Genomic DNA, 16,959 nt, shown 5'->3' with positions numbered 1-16,959 from the left:
GTCCCCTGTGAGCTACTCAGGGTGAGCGGCCGCTTACCCCGCGAGACGCGCTCCCCGTGCCCCGCGACCAGCGGCCGGGCGCCCGGCCTCTCGCGCCCGGCGTTGTCAGTGGTCCCTGGCATGCTGCACCCATGACCGAGATCACGACGGCCGCCGACTACGGCTGGCTCAGGGAGCGGCACCAGGACCTCCTGGAGGCCTACTGCGTCACGCTGGTGCAGGACATGACACCCGACCGGTTGCTGCGGGAGCTGCGGGCGGAACCCGACGGGCGGGTGACCGGGGTGGCGGCGCTGGCCGAGCCGTCGTACGACGCCTGGGACGAGTACGAGGACGACCGGCTGCTCGTCGGTGTCGCGGCCGTCGGCGACTGGACGCTGATGGTCGAGTACAACGGGTACGTGGGCAACCGCTCCGAACTGATGGATCCCGTCAGCCGGGGCCGTACGGTGGTCTCGCACTTCCGGAACGTCAACGCGGTGGACAGCTTCTACTGGTCGGAGGACGGCGAGATACGTCTCGGCTTCGAGCCGCTGTTCCCCGCTCAGCGCCATGGCACCGACCCCGACGGACTCCTCACCGAGATGCGGGAGTCCGGCTTCGACCTGAGAGCGGACGACGAGCGGGACTTCACCGGGCACACCGAGGCCGCCTTCGCGCTCGCCCACCGGATCTCCGGAGTCCGGCTGACCCCGGAGCTGTTCGGGTCGCTGGAGTTCACCTGCGCCCTGGTCACCGTGCCCTAGAACACCTCGTCACAGGCCGCCCGCAGCCGCCGTACGCCCTCGGTGATCTCCCCCGTGCCGGCGACGGCGGCGAAGCTCAACCGCAGGTGCGGGGCCGGGGGTTCGGCGCTGAAGTAGGGGCGGCCGGGGGTGAGGGCGACGCCCGCGCGGAGGCCGGCCGCGGTCAGTGCCGACTCGTCGGCGCCTTCGGGCAGCCGGAGCCAGAGGTGGTAGCCGCCGGACGGGACGTGCGGCAGGGCGAGTTCGGGCAGGTGCAGGGCGAGCGCGGCCGTCATCGCGTCGCGACGGTCCTTCAACTCGGCCGACAGCGCCCGCAGATGGCGGGGCCAGGCCGGGGAGCCGACCAGTTCCAGGGCCGCCTCCTGGAGGGGCCGGGGGACGAAGAAGCTGTCCACCACCTGGATGGCGCGCAGGCGTTCCAGCACCGGGCCGCGCGCGGCCAGGGCGCTCACCCGGAAGCTGGGCGAGGTCGCCTTGGTCAGCGAGCCGACGTGCACGACCACGCCGTCCGGGTCGTCGGCGGCGAGCGGGCGGGGCAGCGGGCCCGAGTCGGCGTGCACCAGCCGCCGTACGAAGTCGTCCTCGACGACGAAGGCGCCGGCCTCGCGGGCGATGCGCAGTACCTCGGCGCGCCGGTCGGGGGCCAGCACGGCACCGGTGGGGTTCTGGAACAGGGGCTGGCAGACGAACACCCGGGCGCCGCTGGCCCGGAAGGCGTCGGCGAGCAGGTCGGGCCGTACCCCGTCGGGGTCGACGGGCACCGGGACGGGACGCAGTCCGGCCGCGCGGGCGAGGGCCAGCATGCCGGGGTAGGTGGGCGACTCGACCAGGACGGGGGCGCCGGGCTGGGCGAGGGCGCGCAGGGCGGTGGCCAGGGCGGACTGGCCGCCGGCCGCGATCAGCACCTCGGCCGCGGTGACGGCCCCGCCGATCCCGCGGGCGAACCACTCCCGCAGCTCCGGCAGTCCCTCCAGCGGCGGCCTGCCCCAGGCGCCCGGCCGCCGCCCGGCCCGGGCCAGGGCCGCCGCCATGGCGCGCTCCGGCTGGAGGGAGGGGTGCGGATAGCCGCCGTTGAACTCCAGCACGCCGGGCGGCGGCGCGGCCAGGGAGACCGTGACCCCGGAGGCGTCCACCGTGCGCGGTACGAGTTCGGCGGCGCCGTCCGCGCTCAGCGCGACCTCCTGCCAGGAGGTGTCGCCGGCCGGGGCCTCGGTCGCGCGCGGCCGGGCCCGGAAGGCGCCCGCCCCGGGCCGGGTGACCACCAGGCCCTCGGCGGCCAGCTGGGCGAGGGCGCGCGAGACGGTCACCGGGCTGACGTGGAACCGCTCGACCAGCTCCCGGCTCGACGGCAGCTTTCCACCCGGAGAGTAGCGGTCGAGGTCGCGCCGGAGGTGTTCTGCCAGTTCAGTGACACTGCTACGCTGGTGCATGAGAACACAGAGTAGCGCTACTGCTCCGAGCCCGATAGCGGTCGGCTTCGACCGGGAGCGTCGCGGTCTCGGCACCGGTCTCGCCGCCCTCGGCGTCGCCTCCTTCTCGCTGACCTTCCCGGCCACGGCGTGGGGCCTGCAGGGCTTCGGCCCCTGGTCGCTGGTGGCCGTGCGCAGCGTGCTCGCCGCGCTCGTCGCGGGTGGCTGCCTGCTCGTACTGCGGGTTCCGCTGCCCGAGCGCCGGCATCTGCCGGGGCTCGCCGTCGTCGCCGCCGGTGTCGTGCTGGGCTTCCCCCTGCTGACGACGCTCGCCCTGCAGACCTCCACCACCGCGCACGCCGCCGTCGTGGTGGGACTGCTGCCGCTGACCACCGCCGTGTTCTCGGCCCTGCGCACCGGCAGCCGCCCCTCGCGCCGGTTCTGGCTGGCGGCGCTGGCGGGTGCGGCCGCCGTGGTCGCCTTCACCGTCGGGCAGAGCGGCGGCGCGCTCACGGCCGCCGACGGATATCTCTTCGCGGCCCTGCTGGTGTGCGCGGCCGGCTACACCGAGGGCGGCCGGCTGGCCCGGGTCATGCCGGGCTGGCAGGTGATCGGCTGGGCGCTGGTGCTGTGCCTGCCGCTGAGCGTGCCGGCCGCCGCGCTGGCGCTGACGTACGAACCCGTTCGGCTCACCGGGCACGGCATCGCCGGTCTGCTGTGGGTGGCGCTGGGCTCGCAGTTCCTCGGCCTGGTCGTCTGGTACCGGGGGATGGCGGTCATCGGCATCCCCCGGGCCAGCCAGTTGCAGTTGGCCCAGCCGCTGCTCACACTGGTGTGGTCGGCGCTGCTGCTGGGCGAGCACTTCACGGCGGCCGCTCCGGTGACCGCCGTCGCCGTGCTCGTGTGCATCGCCGTCACACAGCGGTCGTGATCATGAGGAGGGCCTGCAGATGCGTGCATCCAAGGGCGACCGTCTTGTCCAGCACGGCAGGGTGGTCGGCCAACACGACCAGGAATCGGAAGTAGTCGAAGTACTGGGTGCCGAGGGCAGCCCGCCCTACCGCGTGAAGTTCAAGGACGGACACGAGGCGATCATGTCCCCCGGACCCGACTGCCAGGTCAAGCACCGGGAGGAGAGGGATCAGCGGGGCGGCTTCGCCGATCGCCCGTAGTGGTCGGTGATCACCCGTGACATCGCCCCGATCGGATCGGCCGCGACGTCCGCGGCGGCGAAGAACACGTGCCCGCGCACCTGCGGGTACCCGGCGGCGAGGGTGAGGTGCCGGGACAGCTCGACCGGGTCCTGCCAGGCCGAGGGCTGCCCGGCGGCCCCGGCCTTGTACAGGGCCTCGCCGATGTACAGGTGTGTCTTCGTGCCCTTCGCGACCGCCGCCCACCAGTCGACCAGCTTCGCGTAGTCGGCGGCGGCGAAGCCGATGTTCCAGTACAGCTGCGGGACGATGTAGTCGATCCAGTGGCTGCGCACCCAGGTACGGGTGTCCGCGCACAGGTCGTCGTACGTCTGCACGCCCGCCCGCGTGTCCGAGCCGCGGGGATCGGTCGAGGCGTTGCGCCACACCCCGAAGGGGCTGATCCCGAAACGGGTGCCGGGCCGGGCCTTCCTGATGCCGGCGGCCATCTCCTTCACCAGCCTGTTGATGTTGTCCCGCCGCCAGGCGGCCCGGTCGGCGAAGTCGCCGCCGTAGCGGTCGTAGGCGTCATCGTCGTCGAAGGTCTGCCCGGCGACCGGATACGGGTAGAAGTAGTCGTCGAGGTGCACGGCGTCGACCGGGTAGCGGGCGACCGCGTCGAGCATCGCCTTCTGGACGAAGGCGCGGACCTCGGGCAGGCCGGGGTTGTAGTAGAGCTTCCCGCCGTAGGGCACCACCCAGTCGGGGTGTCTGCGCGCCGGGTGCGAGGCGGCGAGCCTGCTGAGGTCGGTGTGGTTGGCGATCCGGTACGGATTGAACCAGGCGTGCAGTTCCAGGCCCCGGCGGTGGGCCTCCCGCACCGCGGTGCCCAGCGGGTCCCAGCCGGGGCTGCGGCCCTGGGTGCCGGTGAGGTACTCGGACCAGGGCTCGTACGGTGACGGCCACAGGGCGTCGGCGGTGGGCCGTACCTGGAAGATCACCGTGTTGAGCCGGTCCCGGGCCGCCCGGTCGAGGTGGGCGATGAGCTCCGCCCGCTGCGCGGCGGCCGTGAGCCCGGGCCGGGACGGCCAGTCCCGGTTGGACACGGTCGCGAGCCACACGCCGCGCATCTCGGCGGCCGCGCGGGGCCGTTGACCGGCTGCCGCCGCCGCGCTCGGTCCCATGGCCAGGGACGACAGCGCCGCCAGGGTGAAGGCCCGCCGCGAGAGCTCCCCCATCCGCACACCCCCATACGCTCCGGATCCGCTACGTCACGGATCGTTTCGCGCCCCAGGATGCACCCACCCGGCCGATCGATCATCGATACTTGACGGTAACGTGCTCGAACGGAGCAGGCGCCGAGACCCGGACTTCCTGCGAGCGAGCCGGAGAACCAGCGAAGGGAACGATGTGACGGGCATCCCAGCGGGAGACATTGCGCGCGTCGGAGTCGTGGGCTGCGGCCAGATGGGCGCGGGCATCGCCGAGGTGTGCGCCCGCGCAGGACTGGACGTGAAGGTCGCCGAGACCACCGGCGAGGCCCTGGAGATCGGCCGTACCCGGCTGTTCGGCTCCCTGGCCAAGGCCGCCGAGCGCGGCAAGATCACCGAGGAGGAGCGGGACGCCACCCAGGCGCGGCTCACCTTCACCACCGACCTCGGCGAGTTCGCCGACCGCGACCTGGTGATCGAGGCCGTGGTGGAGAGCGAGCCGGTGAAGACGGAGATCTTCCAGGTACTGGACCAGGTGGTGACCCGCCCGGACGCGATCCTCGCCTCCAACACCTCCTCGATCCCGCTGGTGAAGCTGGCGGTCGCCACCTCCCGCCCGGACCACGTGGTGGGCATCCACTTCTTCAACCCGGCCCCGGTGCAGCAGCTGGTCGAGCTGATCCCCGCGCTCACCACCTCCGAGGGCACCCTCAGCCGCGCCCAGGTCTTCGCCGAGAAGGTGCTCGGCAAGCACGCCATCCGCGCCCAGGACCGCTCCGGCTTCGTGGTCAACGCGCTGCTCGTGCCCTACCTGCTCTCCGCGATCCGGATGTTCGAGTCCGGCATCGCCAGCCGCGAGGACATCGACAACGGCATGGAGATGGGCTGCGCCCACCCGATGGGCCCGCTGAAGCTGTCCGACCTGATCGGCCTGGACACCATCGTCTCCATCGCCAACAGCATGTACGCCGAGTACAAGGAGCCCCTGTACGCCGCTCCCCCGCTGCTGCAGCGCATGGTCGAGGCGGGCCGGCTGGGGCGGAAGACCGGCTCGGGCTTCTACACCTACGGCTGATCACACAGAGCGACGCCTGCGGGCCCGGCACCGAACCCGGTGCCGGGCCCGTCTGTTTCACACACCGTGTGCGCGCCGGGCACGCATATGCCCCTCGCACACGCTCCCCACGCGCCCACCAGGCGAGTTGACTCAGCATGCGCATGCAAGGAATGCGGAACCACCCATTCGACCACCGAAAGGAGCGGACCCGTGACCGCCGACCCGGAGCATCCTGTGGTCCACGGAGAACTCGCAGAGTTACGACGCCGCCTCGATGTGGCCTACACCCGAGTCGAGGGAGGGCTGGCGTTGCTCACGCATCGCACCGAGGAGACCGCCAAGGAGCTGGACGAGCTGAACTCCCGCATGACCTCGCTGGAACACGCACGCTGGCCCCTGCCCTCGCTCGCCGTCCTGACAGCGCTGGGCGCGCTGGTGGTGACGGTCTGGCAGGCGCTGGGGCGGTGAGCCGCGACGGCGCTGCGGACGGCCGACGGCTCATCGCGGCATCAGCGCCGACGGCTCGTCGCGGCACCCTCAGCGAAGCGCCTGGCCCTCGGCGAGCCTGAGGTGGTGCAGCAGGAGTAACGCGGCCGCCATGTTGGCGGCCGGGACCTCCCCACGGGCGATCAGGTCGGGAACGAGCTTGAGCGGGACCCATTCCCGGCGGTCCGACTCGAAGTCGTCCACGGGATGGCCGATGTACTCGCCCTGGTCGGACCAGTAGATGTGGTGCCGGGCGTCGGTCAGGCCGTTGGACGGCTCCACGGTCATCAGGTGGTGCAGGGGCCCCGGCCGCCAGCCGGTCTCCTCCTCCAGTTCCCTGGCGGCCGCGCCGGCTATGCCCTCGCCGTCCTCGACGACCCCCGCGGCCAGTTCCCAGCCCCAGCTGTCGGTGATGAAGCGGTGCCGCCACAGCAGCAGCACCTCGTTGGCCTCGTTGACCACGGTGGCCACGGCCACCGGCCGCAGCCGGATCAGGAAGTGGTCCAGGTGCCGGCCGTCCGGCAGCTCGACATCTGCGAGATTGACGCTGAACCAGCGGTTTGCGTACACAGTTTGTTCGCTCTGTTTCGTCCACTGCACGGTTCTGCCACCTTCCGACGACTAAGTGGCAATATCGCAGCAGGGACTGTGCACCCACAGGGGGCCTACAGCGGTACGCGCAGTGCCCCGTCGATGAGTTCGGCGGCCTCGGCGGTGCCGGCCGAGCCACAGCGCACCAGGTGTTCGCGTACCGCGCGGAGTCTGTCGCGCAGCCGCTGGGACTCCATTCCGCGTGCCTGCTCGGCCATCTGCACGGCGGTGACCACCGCCTTGTCGGCGTTGCCCTGGCGCAGCTCGATGGTGCTCAGCATGGCCAGCCGGTGCACCCGGCCCCGGTCGTGGGCCGGGTTGTCCACCGCCTCCGCCGCATGCTCCCGGGCGGCGGCCAGCTCGCCGAGGCTGAGCAGTGCCTCGGCCACCTGCACATTGACCAGGCCCGGCTGGACGTACCCGGTCTCGTCGGGCTCGTATCCGCGCCGGATCCGCTCCGCCTCCGCCTCCGCGCGCCGGATGCAGGACAGGGCGCCCGCGGAGTCGCCGAGGTGGGCGTACGCCTTGGCCTGCATCGCGTACAGGTCGGAGGCGAGCGCCGGGGTGATGTGCTTGCCGGCGGCCCGCAGCGCGGCCTCGGCGAAGGCGACCGCCTGCCGGTACTCGCGCATGAACAGCGACTGGTTGACCAGCAGCGCTATGACGTACGCGCCGAGGCCCCGGTCCCCGCTGGCCTTCGCCAGCCGCAGCGCCTGGTGGAAGTAGCGCTGGGCGAGACCGTGGGCGTCGGAGTCGTACGCGCAGATCCCCGCGACCGCCACCAACCCGCCGGTGGCGCGGTGCAGTTGGCGTCCGGTGGCGTCGGTGTAGCTGCCGCGCAGCAGCGGCGCGGCCTCCGCGTTGAGGAAGCCGACGATCCTGGTGCGGGTCGCGATGCCGCCGGCCTTGCGGTACATCTGCTCGTAGTGCGTCCGCGCGGCGCGCAGCATCTCGATGTCGGCCGCGGTGACCCGGTGCCGGCCGCCGCGGGAGACGTCGACGTCCTCGGGCGGGTTCTCCCACTCCCAGACCGGCATGACGGCCGGGGTGCCGGTGACGGCGGGGGCGCCCAGCACATGCGGCCGCTGCTGTTCGTCGGAGCGCCACAGGGCGGTCGCCCGCTCCACGAAGCCGTTCAGTGAGCCGGCGTGCGGGGTGCTGGGCTCGCCGGGCACGCCCAGGCCGATGTCGTCGAGGGTGACGGGACGGTGCAGGCGGGCGGCGAGCACCTCACAGATCAGGTCCGGCACCTGGCCGCGCGGCCGCTGGCCCTTCAGCCACCGTGCCACGGCGGTGTGTTCGTACCGGAGCGCGAGGCCCCGTTTCCGGCCCGCCTGGTTGACGTGGGCGGCGAGGCCCGCGTGCGAGATCCCCGCCTCGTCCAGGATCGCGTCGAGCAGAGTGTTGGGCTGCATGGGATGCCCCCCGGGTGGCCTGGTGCGGTTCAGCGTAGTGCGCTCGCTTTCACACGGGGTGTGAACGGAGTGCCCGCATCCGTAGCGTGCATGCGGTGTCGCTCAGCGTGCTGAACCGATTGACTTAGGTGCCGGCCAAGCCGCCGGCTCCCCCTCGAAAAGCGGTGGCTTGGCCGGGTCGACTCCTGGGGTGCCGCACGCCTGGGCAGGAAGGCTCGCCCCGGGTTCGATCGTTCCGCAGGACCAGTAGTGCTGTGTCGTCCGCGGGTTTGCCGCTCGTGTGGTGCAGGAGCGCCCTGAACACGGTGCGCAGGACCGTCTGGGGAGAGACGGGGTGATCCTGCACGACTTCGCTCAGGGTGCCCGGCAGCGAGAAGAACCGGCCCCGGCCGTCCCTCGCGTCCTCCACCCCGTCCGTGAAGAGGACCAGGGACTCACCCGGGAGCAGCTGACCGCAGACCTGAACCTCCAGTTCGGCCGGGAGCGGGAAAGGGCCCAGCGGCGGAAGCGGGTCGGCGCGCGTCAGCGGTTCGACGCTGGTGCCGCTGAGCAGATACGGCCATGGATGACCGCAGTTGAGGGCGCGCAGCCGGCCGTCGCGGTCGATCTCCAGGAGCAGGACGGTGACGAACTCCTCGGCGACCGGCTGGTCCGGCTCCTGGCTACCGTGCGCGGGGTGTTCGGCGCGGGCGCGTTCCCGCAGGTGGCGGGCGAGGGCGCGGTCCAACCGGGCGAGGACGCCGCCGAGTTCGGGCTCGTCGTGCGCGGCCTCGCGGAAGCTGCCGAGGACGGCGGCGACCGTGCCGAGCGCGGCGAGACCGTGCCCGCGTACGTCGCCCATCACCACCCGCACCCCGTGCTCGGTGGCGATCGCCTCGTACAGGTCGCCGCCGACGCTCGCGCCCCGGTCCGCGGACAGCTGGGCGGCCGCGACGTGCAGCCCGTCGAGGCGCGGCGGCAGGGGACGCAGTACGACGCTCTGCGCGGCCCGCGCCACCCGGCGGGCCTGCCGCAGCTCCCGCAGCAGCGCGCGCCGGACATGGGCTATCAGCCCGGTGCCGACGGCGAAGAAGACGGCGCTGGTGACGATGCGCGCGCCGAGGCCGTTCTGCTGGGCGAGCGGGCAGCCGAACTTGTAGGCGACCGCCACGGCTCCCCAGACCGTGGGCAGTACGGCCGCCCGCGCGGTGGGTGCCCGTGCCTTGATGCGGATCATGCCACTGGTCCCCCATGTGGGCCCTGAAAGAGCGGACGGACCGACCCCGAAAGGCCGGTCCGATTCTGTCGAGGGCATGGCCCGGGAGGACCAGATCGCCGCCGGTTCCCACCCGAACGAGTGAGCCCGCGCCGGTCAACCCGCATTTATGCAGCTCGCCGACGGGGTGAACCCCTCCCCGGGGCCTCAGCCGACGGCCTTCCTCACGAGCTCGCCGAGCCTCGCCTCGTCGGCGGCGGTCAGGTCCTTCAGGGCGTAGGAGGCGGGCCACATGGTGCCTTCGTCGAGGTTCGCCCGGTCGCTGAAGCCGAAGGTCGCGTAGCGCGACGTGAACTTCTCCGCGCTCTGGAAGAAGCAGACGACCTTGCCGTCCCGGGCGTACGCGGGCATCCCGTACCAGAGCTTCGGCGCGAGCTCGGGCGCGGCGGCCTTGACCACGGCGTGGATCCGTTCGGCCATGACCCGGTCCGGGTCCCGCATCTCGGCGATCTTGGCGAGCACGGCGGCCTCGTCCTCCGCCGCCCTGGCGGCGCGCGACGCGCCGCGCGCGGACGCCTTGACCTCCTTGGCCCGTTCCTTCATCGCCGCTCGTTCCTCGTCCGTGAATCCCCCGGCGGCGGCGGTGGTGCGGCGGGCGGTCTTCTGTGCGTCGTTCATGGCGGGTTTCCTTCAGTTTCCTTGGGTTTTCTTCGGTTTCTTCGGTTTCTTCGGCTGCGTGAGAGTGGGACGGGGGACGGTGGGGTCAGCCCCACGCGCCGGCGATCTGGCGGGTGGTGGCGTTGAGCCGGTTGAACAGGTTGGTGACGCCGATCATGAGCACGAGCGCGGCCAGCTGCTTCTCGTCGTAGTAGGTGGCGGCGGTGTCCCAGACCTCGTCGCTCACCGCGTCGGGACGGTCGGCCAGCCGCGTCGCGGCCTCGGCCAGCGTGAGGGCCGCCCGCTCCTCGTCGGTGAAGTACGGGGCCTCCCGCCAGGCGGCGACCGTGGCCAGCCGCTCGTCGCTCACTCCCGCCTTGCGGGCCGCCTTGGCGCCGGCGTCGACGCAGGCGCTGCACCCGTTGATCTGGCTGACCCGCAGATGGACCAGCTCCAGCGTCTGCGGGTCCACTCCGCCGGAGTGCACGGCCTTGAACAGCTGCTGGATGGGCTGCATCGCGTCGGACAGGACGACGGCGGGGTTCTGCATACGGGACTGCATCTCGGTCGCTCCTTCGGTGGCCGGTGCCCCGCTGTCGTCGGGGCGTGACTCCATACCAGCGCCAACCGCGCGCCCGGACCACGGCGATGGGACACCGTGGGACACCTCAAACAGCCTTGACCAGCGGCGACTTGGGCCGGAAGACTTCCGTCGGCACGGGACACGACGACGGGGGGAACGGTGCGGGCGCACGAACGGACGGCGAAGAACGACCCTCAGGAGGAGCTGGCGGCCCGGCTGCGTCTGCTCCAGGAGGTGTCCGGGCTGGGTGTGCGGGCCCTCGCGCGGGACACCGGCATCAGCTCCTCGTCGCTCTCGCGCTACCTCAACGGGCAGACCGTGCCGCCCTGGCCCGCGGTGGTGGCCCTCTGCCGGCTCGTCAAGCGCGACCCCCGCCCGCTGCGCCCGGTGTGGGAGCGGGCCTCGAACCCCCTGCCCGCGCCTCCGAAGAGCACCCGGCAGGGCCGCCCGCCGGCGCGCAACGACCTGCCGCGCGACGTGCCCGACTTCACCGGGCGCGAGGAGCAGCTGGCCGCCGTGCTGGCCGCCGTCGAGAGCCATGGGGCGGTCTCCGTGGACGGCATGGCGGGCGTCGGCAAGACCTGTCTGGCGGTGCACGCCGCACACCGGCTCACCGCCGGCTTCCCCGACGCACAGCTCTATGTCGACCTGCACGGCTTCACCGAGGGCCGGCCGCCGCTCGACCCCGACGCCGCGCTCCGCATGCTGCTCGGCGCGCTCGACGTGCCGTCCGAGAAGGTCCCGCAGGACGGGCTGGAGCAACTGGCCGCCTGCTGGCGGTCGGAACTGGCCGGCCGGCGGGTCGTCGTGGTCCTCGACAACGCCGCCGACGCCGAACAGGTGCGCCCGCTGCTGCCCGGCGCCGGTCCCTCCGTCGCGCTGGTCACCAGCCGCAACCGGCTCCTCGGACTGGACGAGGTGCCCCCGGTCTCGCTCGACGTGCTCAGCCCCGAGGAGAGCGCCCGGCTGCTGGCCCGGGCCAGCGGCGACCCCGACGGGCCCGACGGCCGGCTGGCCCGCGATCCCGGGTCCGCCGCCGAGGTGCTGCGGCTGTGCGGCCATCTGCCGCTGGCCCTGCGGCTGGCCGGGGCGCGGCTGCGGCACCGGCCCGGCTGGACCGTGGGTGTCCTCGCCGAGCGGATGGCGCAGGGCGCGGGCGAGTTCGACGCCGCGTTCAGCGCGGCGTTCGCGATGTCGGTACGGCAGCTGAACCGGGCCCAGGCGCGGCTGTTCCGGCTGCTGGGGCTGCTGCCCGGGGAGTCCTTCGACGAGTACGTGGCGGCGGCGCTGGCGGACGTGCCGCTGCACAGCGCCCGGGCGATGCTGGAGGACCTGCTCGACGCGCACCTCGTCCAGCAGCCGACGGTGGGCCGCTACCGGCTGCACGACCTGGTGCACCAGCACGCGCGACGGGCCGCGGCCGAACAGGACGCGGCGGCGGACCGGGAGCGGGCCCTGGGCCGGGTGCTCGACTACTACGTGCACGCGGCGGCCGCCGCCGACGCCGCCATGCCGTTCCTGTCACCCGGCCGGGCTCCCTCCGCCGGGCACCGGCCGACCGAGCTGCCGCAGTTCAGGGACAAGAACACGGCCTTCGCCTGGTTCGTCACGGAGTACGGCAACCTGATGGCGGCCTTCGAGACGGCGGCCGCCGTCGGGGCCGACGTGCACGTGTGCGAGCTGCCGCGCTTTCTGCGGGCCTACTTCGCGCGGCGCTGCGGCACGACGCATCTCAACGTCCTCTTCGAGCGGTCGCTGGCCGCCGCCGAGCGCCTGGACGATCCGGTGCAACTGGCCGAGGCCCACAGCGATCTGGGCTACGCACGCTACAACGCGGGCCGCATGGCGGAGGCCGCCGCGGCGTACGAGGCGGCGAGGACGGGACTGTCCCGGACCGGCGACGCCCGGGCGGAGGCCGAACTCGCCGTCCGCCGCGGCTATCTGAGCTGGGACGCGGGCCAGGTGGAGGAGCCGCTGGAGCTCTTCCGGCTGGCCGGCAAGCTGTACGAACAGGCCGGCTGCCCGACGGGAGCGGCCCACGCGGCCGCGTCGGAGGCCTGGACCCTGCTCCAGCTGGGACACCGCGAGGAGGCGGCCCGACTGGCCCGGCAGGTGCTGGACCTCGCCCACACCGACGCCGCGTGGCCGCCCGGCCTGACCGCCCGGATCACGCTCGGCCTGGCCGTCGCGCGGGAGGACCCGGAGGAGTCGGCGGAGCAACTGCGCCAGGCCCTGACGCTGGCCCGCGAGGACGGGCACCTCAACAACCAGGCGTGGTGCCTCAACTGCATGGGCGTGGCACTGCGGCAGATGGGCCGCTACGAGGAGGCCCTGGCCAGCCACCGGGAGGCGTTCGCCCTGCTGGACGAGCTGTTCGAGGAACACTGGAAGATCCACTTCCTCAACGGCTACGCCGAGACGCACCGCCTCGCGGGCCACCCGGAAGAGGCGCTACGGCTGCACCGCGAGGCCCTGGAACTGGCCCGGAGGCTCGGCAACCAGCACGAGGAGGCACTGGCGCGCGACGGTATCCAGGAGCTCACGGCCGGCTGACTGCCCGGGGGGCGCTTGCCCGCGCGTGCGGGGTGCCTCCCCCACTCTCGGCTTCGCTCGAGCGGGGGGACCCCCACCGCCCACCCGTGCCGCCCCAGCGGCACGACTGCCCGCAGCGGCGGCGGCACTGCGGCGCCCCAAAGGGGCGCGGGGCTGTGTCTGATATGCGGCTCCGCCGCGTGGGCGCGACCGGCCACGACGAAACCCGCAGCCGGCCGACAACAGAAACCCCAACGGCGACTAGCCCCGAAGCACCGCCCCGGTCCGCTCGCCCGCGAGGGCAACCGCCGCATCCCGAGCCGCCGACGCCTCGTCCACCGTCAGCGTCCGGTCAGCCGCGCGGAAGCGCAACGCGTACGCCAGCGACTTCTTCCCCTCGCCCAGCTGCTCCGCGTTCTCGTACACGTCGAACAGCCGGATGGACTCGAGGAGTTCACCCGCACCGGCACGCAGCGCCGCCTCGACCTCCCCGGAGGGGACGGGCCTGTCGACCACGAGCGCGACATCCTGCGTGGCGACCGGGAACGTGGAGATGCCCGGCGCCTGCGGGGCGCCGTCACCCACCGCCTCCAGGGCGTCCAGGTTCAGCTCCATCGCGCAGGTCCGCTCGGGCAGTCCGAGCGCCTTCAGCACCCGCGGGTGCAGCTCGCCCGCGTGGCCGACGACCTGCTCGGTGCCGTCGGCGACGACCGCCAGCTCGGCACAGCGGCCGGGGTGCCAGGGGCCGTACTGGCCCTTGCGGACGATCAGTTCGGCACCGGCCTCACGGGCGACGGCGCGCGCCGCCTCCACCGCGTCGGCCCAGTCCGCCGGCCGGCCCTTGCCCCACCAGCCGGCCTGCTCGCGGGCACCGGTGAGGACGACGGCCACGTGCCGCGGCTGCTCGGGCAGCGCGGCGTTCAGCGCGGCGATCTCCTCGTCGGTGGGACGCCGGTCGACGGGCAGGTGCGTGGCGACCCGCTGCTCCGCACCGGGGTGGAACACCAGCCCGGTCTCGAACAGCGCCAGGTCGTGCGAGCCCCGGCCGTCGTTGCGCCGCAGGGCACCGAGGAGGCCCGGCAGCAGCGTCGTCCGCAGCGCGGGCTCCTCGTCGCTGAGCGGGTTGACCAGCTTGACGACGCGGCGGGCCGGGTCGTCGGCCGCCAGGCCGAGCTGGTCGAAGACCTGCTCGCCGACGAAGGGGTAGTTCGGCGCCTCGACATAGCCCGCGCCGGCCAGCGCGCGGCCGACCCGGCGGTGCAGCCGCTGGCGGTGGGTCAGGCCACGGCCCGAGGGGAGCTTGGGCAGCGTGGAGGGCAGGTTCTCGTAGCCCTCGAGGCGGATGACCTCCTCGGCGAGGTCGTTCGGGTCGACCAGGTCGGGCCGCCAGGACGGGACGGTGACGATCAGCTCGTCCTGCCCGTAGACGTCACAGCCGACCTGCTGCAGGCGGCGGACGACGGTCTCACGGCCGTAGACGACGCCCGCGACCTTGTCGGGGTGGTCGGCCGGGATGGTGATGGTGTGCGGCGCGGACGGCGCGACGATCTCGGTGACGCCCGCCTCGGCCGTGCCGCCCGCGAGCAGCACCAGCAGATCCACCGTGCGCTGCGCCGCCGCGGCGGCGGCCTGCGGGTCGACGCCGCGCTCGAAGCGGCGGGACGCCTCGGACAGCAGCTTCTGGCGGCGGGACGCCCGGGCGATCGCGACGGCGTCGAAGTGGGCGGCCTCGATGACCACGTCGGTGGTCCCGTTGACGCCGTCCTCGGTGACCTCGTGGTCGGCGATCTCCGTGTTGGCGCCGCCCATCACACCGGCGAGGCCGATGGGCCCGCGGTCGTCGGTGATGACCAGGTCCTCGGCGTGCAGCTTGCGCTCGACGCCGTCGAGGGTGACGAGCTTCTCGCCCTCCTGGGCCCGGCGCACGCCGATGGTGCCCTGGACCAGGGACCGGTCGTAGGCGTGCAGGGGCTGGCCCAGCTCCATCATCACGTAGTTGGTGACGTCGACGGCGAGCGAGATCGGGCGCATGCCGACCTTCTGCAGCCGGCGCTGCAGCCAGATCGGGGAGCGGGCCTCGGGGCGCAGGCCGGTGACCGTGCGGGCGACGAAGCGGTCGCAGCCGAAGGGGTCGGCGACCTGGACCGGGTAGCCGTAGGCGTTCGGGGCCGGTACGTCGATCAGGGCCGGGTCGCGCAGCGGCAGGCCGTAGGCGATGGCGGCCTCGCGGGCGACACCGCGGATGGACAGGCAGTCGCCGCGGTTGGCGGTGACGGCGATGTCCAGGACCTCGTCGACCAGCTCCAGCAGCTCGATGGCGTCCTTGCCGACCTCGGTCTCCGGCGGCAGCACGATGATGCCGTGGGTGCCGTCGTCGCCCATGCCCAGCTCGTCGGCCGAGCAGATCATGCCGTGGGACGTCTTGCCGTAGGTCTTGCGGGCGGAGATGGAGAAGCCGCCCGGGAGGGTGGCGCCGGGGAGGACGACCACGACCTTGTCGCCGACGGAGAAGTTGCGGGCGCCGCAGACGATCTCCTGGGGCTCGCCGGTGCCGTTGGCCTGGCCGACGTCGACGGTGCAGAAGCGGATCGGCTTCTTGAACTCCGTCAGCTCCTCGATGGTCAGCACCTGGCCGACGACCAGCGGGCCCTTGAGGTCGGCGCCGAGCTGTTCGACGGTCTCGACCTCGAGCCCGGCCGAGACGAGCTTCTCCTGGACGTCGCGGCCGGTTTCCGTCGCCGGCAGGTCGACGTACTCCCGCAGCCAAGAAAGCGGGACCCGCATCAGATCTCCATCCCGAACGGCCGGGTGAACCGGACGTCACCCTCGACCATGTCTCGCATGTCTTCGACGTTGTGGCGGAACATCAGCATCCGCTCGATGCCGAACCCGAAGGCGAAGCCGCTGTACTTCTCCGGGTCGACGCCGCAGGCGGTGAGCACCCGCGGGTTGACCATGCCGCAGCCGCCGAGCTCGATCCAGCCCTCGGACGAGCAGGTCCGGCAGGGCCGGTCGGGGTTGCCGACGGACTCGCCCTTGCAGACGTAGCAGAGCATGTCCATCTCGGCGCTCGGCTCGGTGAAGGGGAAGAAGTTCGGCCGCAGCCGGGTCTTCATGCCCTCGCCGAACAGGGACTGGACCATGTGGTCCAGGGTGCCCTTGAGGTCCGCCATGGTCAGGCCCTCGTCCACGGCGAGCAGCTCGACCTGGTGGAAGACGGGTGTGTGGGTGGCGTCCAGCTCGTCGGTGCGGTACACGCGGCCGGGGCAGATCACGTAGACCGGCAGCTCGCGGTCGAGCAGCGAGCGGATCTGCACGGGCGAGGTGTGCGTGCGCAGCACGACACCGGACTCGGTGCCGCCGTCCGGACCTTGCACGAAGAAGGTGTCGGCCTCGCCGCGGGCCGGGTGGTCGGGGCCGATGTTCAGGGCGTCGAAGTTGAACCACTCCGCCTCGACCTGCGGGCCCTCGGCCACCTCGTAGCCCATGGCCACGAAGATGTCCTCGATGCGCTCCGAGAGCGTGGTCAGCGGGTGGCGGGCGCCGGCCGGGACGCGGTCGTACGGCAGCGTGACGTCGACGTCCTCCTCGACCAGTACGCGGGCGTCCCGCTCGGCCTCCAGCTCGGCCTGCCGGCCGGCGAGGGCCTTGTTGACGGCGCCGCGGGCCATGCCGACGCGCTTGCCGGCGTCGGCCTTGGCGTGCGGGGGCAGGGCGCCGATCTCGCGGTTGGCGAGGGCCAGCGGGGAGGCGGGGCCGGTGTGGGCGACCTTGGCCTCGTGGAGCGCGTCGAGGGAGTCCGCGGCGGCGAAGGCGGCGAGCGCCTCGTCCCGCATGCGCTCGATCTCTTCCGGTTTCAACGCCTCGACCTCGACAGGGTCGTACGACTTATTGGGTGCCGACATCTCTTCCCGTGCTTCCGATTGGCTGGCGGATGGTCCCCGTCA

Annotated in this window: 15 protein-coding genes; 6 read left to right on the top strand and 9 right to left on the bottom strand. The window is 72.8% G+C overall.

The genetic code is table 11. The features are described from left to right. Window positions 1–131 precede the first annotated feature (131 nt). Entirely contained in the window at window positions 132–746 is a 615-nt protein-coding gene (locus ABB07_RS31230; RefSeq protein ID WP_208901854.1) for a DUF6461 domain-containing protein, read from the top strand. Here ABB07_RS31230 and ABB07_RS31225 read toward each other — a convergent pair. Next, the gene (locus tag ABB07_RS31225; protein ID WP_208901853.1) at window positions 743–2,176 is read right to left on the bottom strand and encodes an aminotransferase-like domain-containing protein; all 1,434 of its coding nucleotides are present in this window, start codon (window positions 2,174–2,176) and stop codon (window positions 743–745) included. The genes ABB07_RS31230 and ABB07_RS31225 overlap by 4 nt on opposite strands. Between ABB07_RS31225 and ABB07_RS31220 the strand changes: the two genes are divergently transcribed. Together ABB07_RS31220 and ABB07_RS31215 are read left to right on the top strand one after the other, a co-directional pair. After that, entirely contained in the window at window positions 2,175–3,086 is a 912-nt protein-coding gene (locus ABB07_RS31220; protein ID WP_208901852.1) for a DMT family transporter, read from the top strand. The genes ABB07_RS31225 and ABB07_RS31220 overlap by 2 nt on opposite strands. A 19-nt stretch (window positions 3,087–3,105) precedes the next feature. Beyond that, window positions 3,106–3,327 carry a DUF1918 domain-containing protein gene (locus ABB07_RS31215; RefSeq protein ID WP_079048525.1) on the top strand — a complete coding sequence of 74 codons (222 nt, stop codon included), beginning with the start codon at window positions 3,106–3,108 and terminating at the stop codon, window positions 3,325–3,327. On the opposite strand, the gene ABB07_RS31210 is transcribed toward ABB07_RS31215, so the two are convergent. Beyond that, window positions 3,297–4,523, bottom strand: a complete 1,227-nt coding sequence (locus ABB07_RS31210; protein WP_208901851.1) for a glycoside hydrolase family 10-like protein — start codon at window positions 4,521–4,523, stop codon at window positions 3,297–3,299. The genes ABB07_RS31215 and ABB07_RS31210 overlap by 31 nt on opposite strands. A 172-nt stretch (window positions 4,524–4,695) precedes the next feature. On the opposite strand from ABB07_RS31210, the gene ABB07_RS31205 reads away from it, so the two are divergent. Together ABB07_RS31205 and ABB07_RS31200 are read left to right on the top strand one after the other, a co-directional pair. Then, window positions 4,696–5,571, top strand: coding sequence for a 3-hydroxybutyryl-CoA dehydrogenase (locus ABB07_RS31205; RefSeq protein WP_208901850.1), 876 nt, complete (start codon window positions 4,696–4,698; stop codon window positions 5,569–5,571). A gap of 192 nt (window positions 5,572–5,763) precedes the next feature. Further along, entirely contained in the window at window positions 5,764–6,021 is a 258-nt protein-coding gene (locus ABB07_RS31200) for a hypothetical protein (protein ID WP_208901849.1), read from the top strand. Window positions 6,022–6,090: 69 nt separating this feature from the next. On the opposite strand, the gene ABB07_RS31195 is transcribed toward ABB07_RS31200, so the two are convergent. The 5 genes from ABB07_RS31195 to ABB07_RS31175 form a co-directional block, all read right to left on the bottom strand. Beyond that, window positions 6,091–6,639, bottom strand: coding sequence for an NUDIX hydrolase (locus ABB07_RS31195; protein ID WP_208901848.1), 549 nt, complete (start codon window positions 6,637–6,639; stop codon window positions 6,091–6,093). Window positions 6,640–6,704: 65 nt separating this feature from the next. Beyond that, window positions 6,705–8,045, bottom strand: coding sequence for an NsdA family TPR-like regulatory protein (locus tag ABB07_RS31190; protein WP_208901847.1), 1,341 nt, complete (start codon window positions 8,043–8,045; stop codon window positions 6,705–6,707). A 124-nt stretch (window positions 8,046–8,169) separates the two neighbouring features. Then, the gene (locus ABB07_RS31185) at window positions 8,170–9,261 is read right to left on the bottom strand and encodes a PP2C family protein-serine/threonine phosphatase (protein ID WP_208901846.1); all 1,092 of its coding nucleotides are present in this window, start codon (window positions 9,259–9,261) and stop codon (window positions 8,170–8,172) included. Window positions 9,262–9,447: 186 nt separating this feature from the next. Next, on the bottom strand, window positions 9,448–9,918 hold the full coding sequence (locus ABB07_RS31180; protein ID WP_208901845.1) for an iron chaperone: 471 nt from the start codon (window positions 9,916–9,918) through the stop codon (window positions 9,448–9,450). A gap of 85 nt (window positions 9,919–10,003) precedes the next feature. Beyond that, a complete protein-coding gene (locus tag ABB07_RS31175; RefSeq protein WP_208901844.1) occupies window positions 10,004–10,459 on the bottom strand; it encodes a carboxymuconolactone decarboxylase family protein in 456 nt (151 codons plus the stop codon). A gap of 180 nt (window positions 10,460–10,639) precedes the next feature. Between ABB07_RS31175 and ABB07_RS31170 the strand changes: the two genes are divergently transcribed. Then, window positions 10,640–13,033 carry an ATP-binding protein gene (locus ABB07_RS31170; protein WP_208901843.1) on the top strand — a complete coding sequence of 798 codons (2,394 nt, stop codon included), beginning with the start codon at window positions 10,640–10,642 and terminating at the stop codon, window positions 13,031–13,033. 240 nt (window positions 13,034–13,273) lie between these two features. Here ABB07_RS31170 and pheT read toward each other — a convergent pair whose 3' ends face one another. Together pheT and pheS are read right to left on the bottom strand one after the other, a co-directional pair. After that, on the bottom strand, window positions 13,274–15,796 hold the full coding sequence (pheT, locus tag ABB07_RS31165; protein WP_208901842.1) for a phenylalanine--tRNA ligase subunit beta: 2,523 nt from the start codon (window positions 15,794–15,796) through the stop codon (window positions 13,274–13,276). Beyond that, window positions 15,796–16,917 carry a phenylalanine--tRNA ligase subunit alpha gene (pheS, locus tag ABB07_RS31160; RefSeq protein WP_208901841.1) on the bottom strand — a complete coding sequence of 374 codons (1,122 nt, stop codon included), beginning with the start codon at window positions 16,915–16,917 and terminating at the stop codon, window positions 15,796–15,798. Before pheS ends, pheT begins: the two co-directional genes overlap by 1 nt. Window positions 16,918–16,959 lie beyond the last annotated feature (42 nt).

The organism is Streptomyces incarnatus (assembly GCF_001027185.1).
In the GTDB taxonomy this organism is placed as follows: domain Bacteria; phylum Actinomycetota; class Actinomycetes; order Streptomycetales; family Streptomycetaceae; genus Streptomyces; species Streptomyces puniciscabiei.
This window is presented reverse-complemented; position numbering and strand designations above follow the sequence as displayed.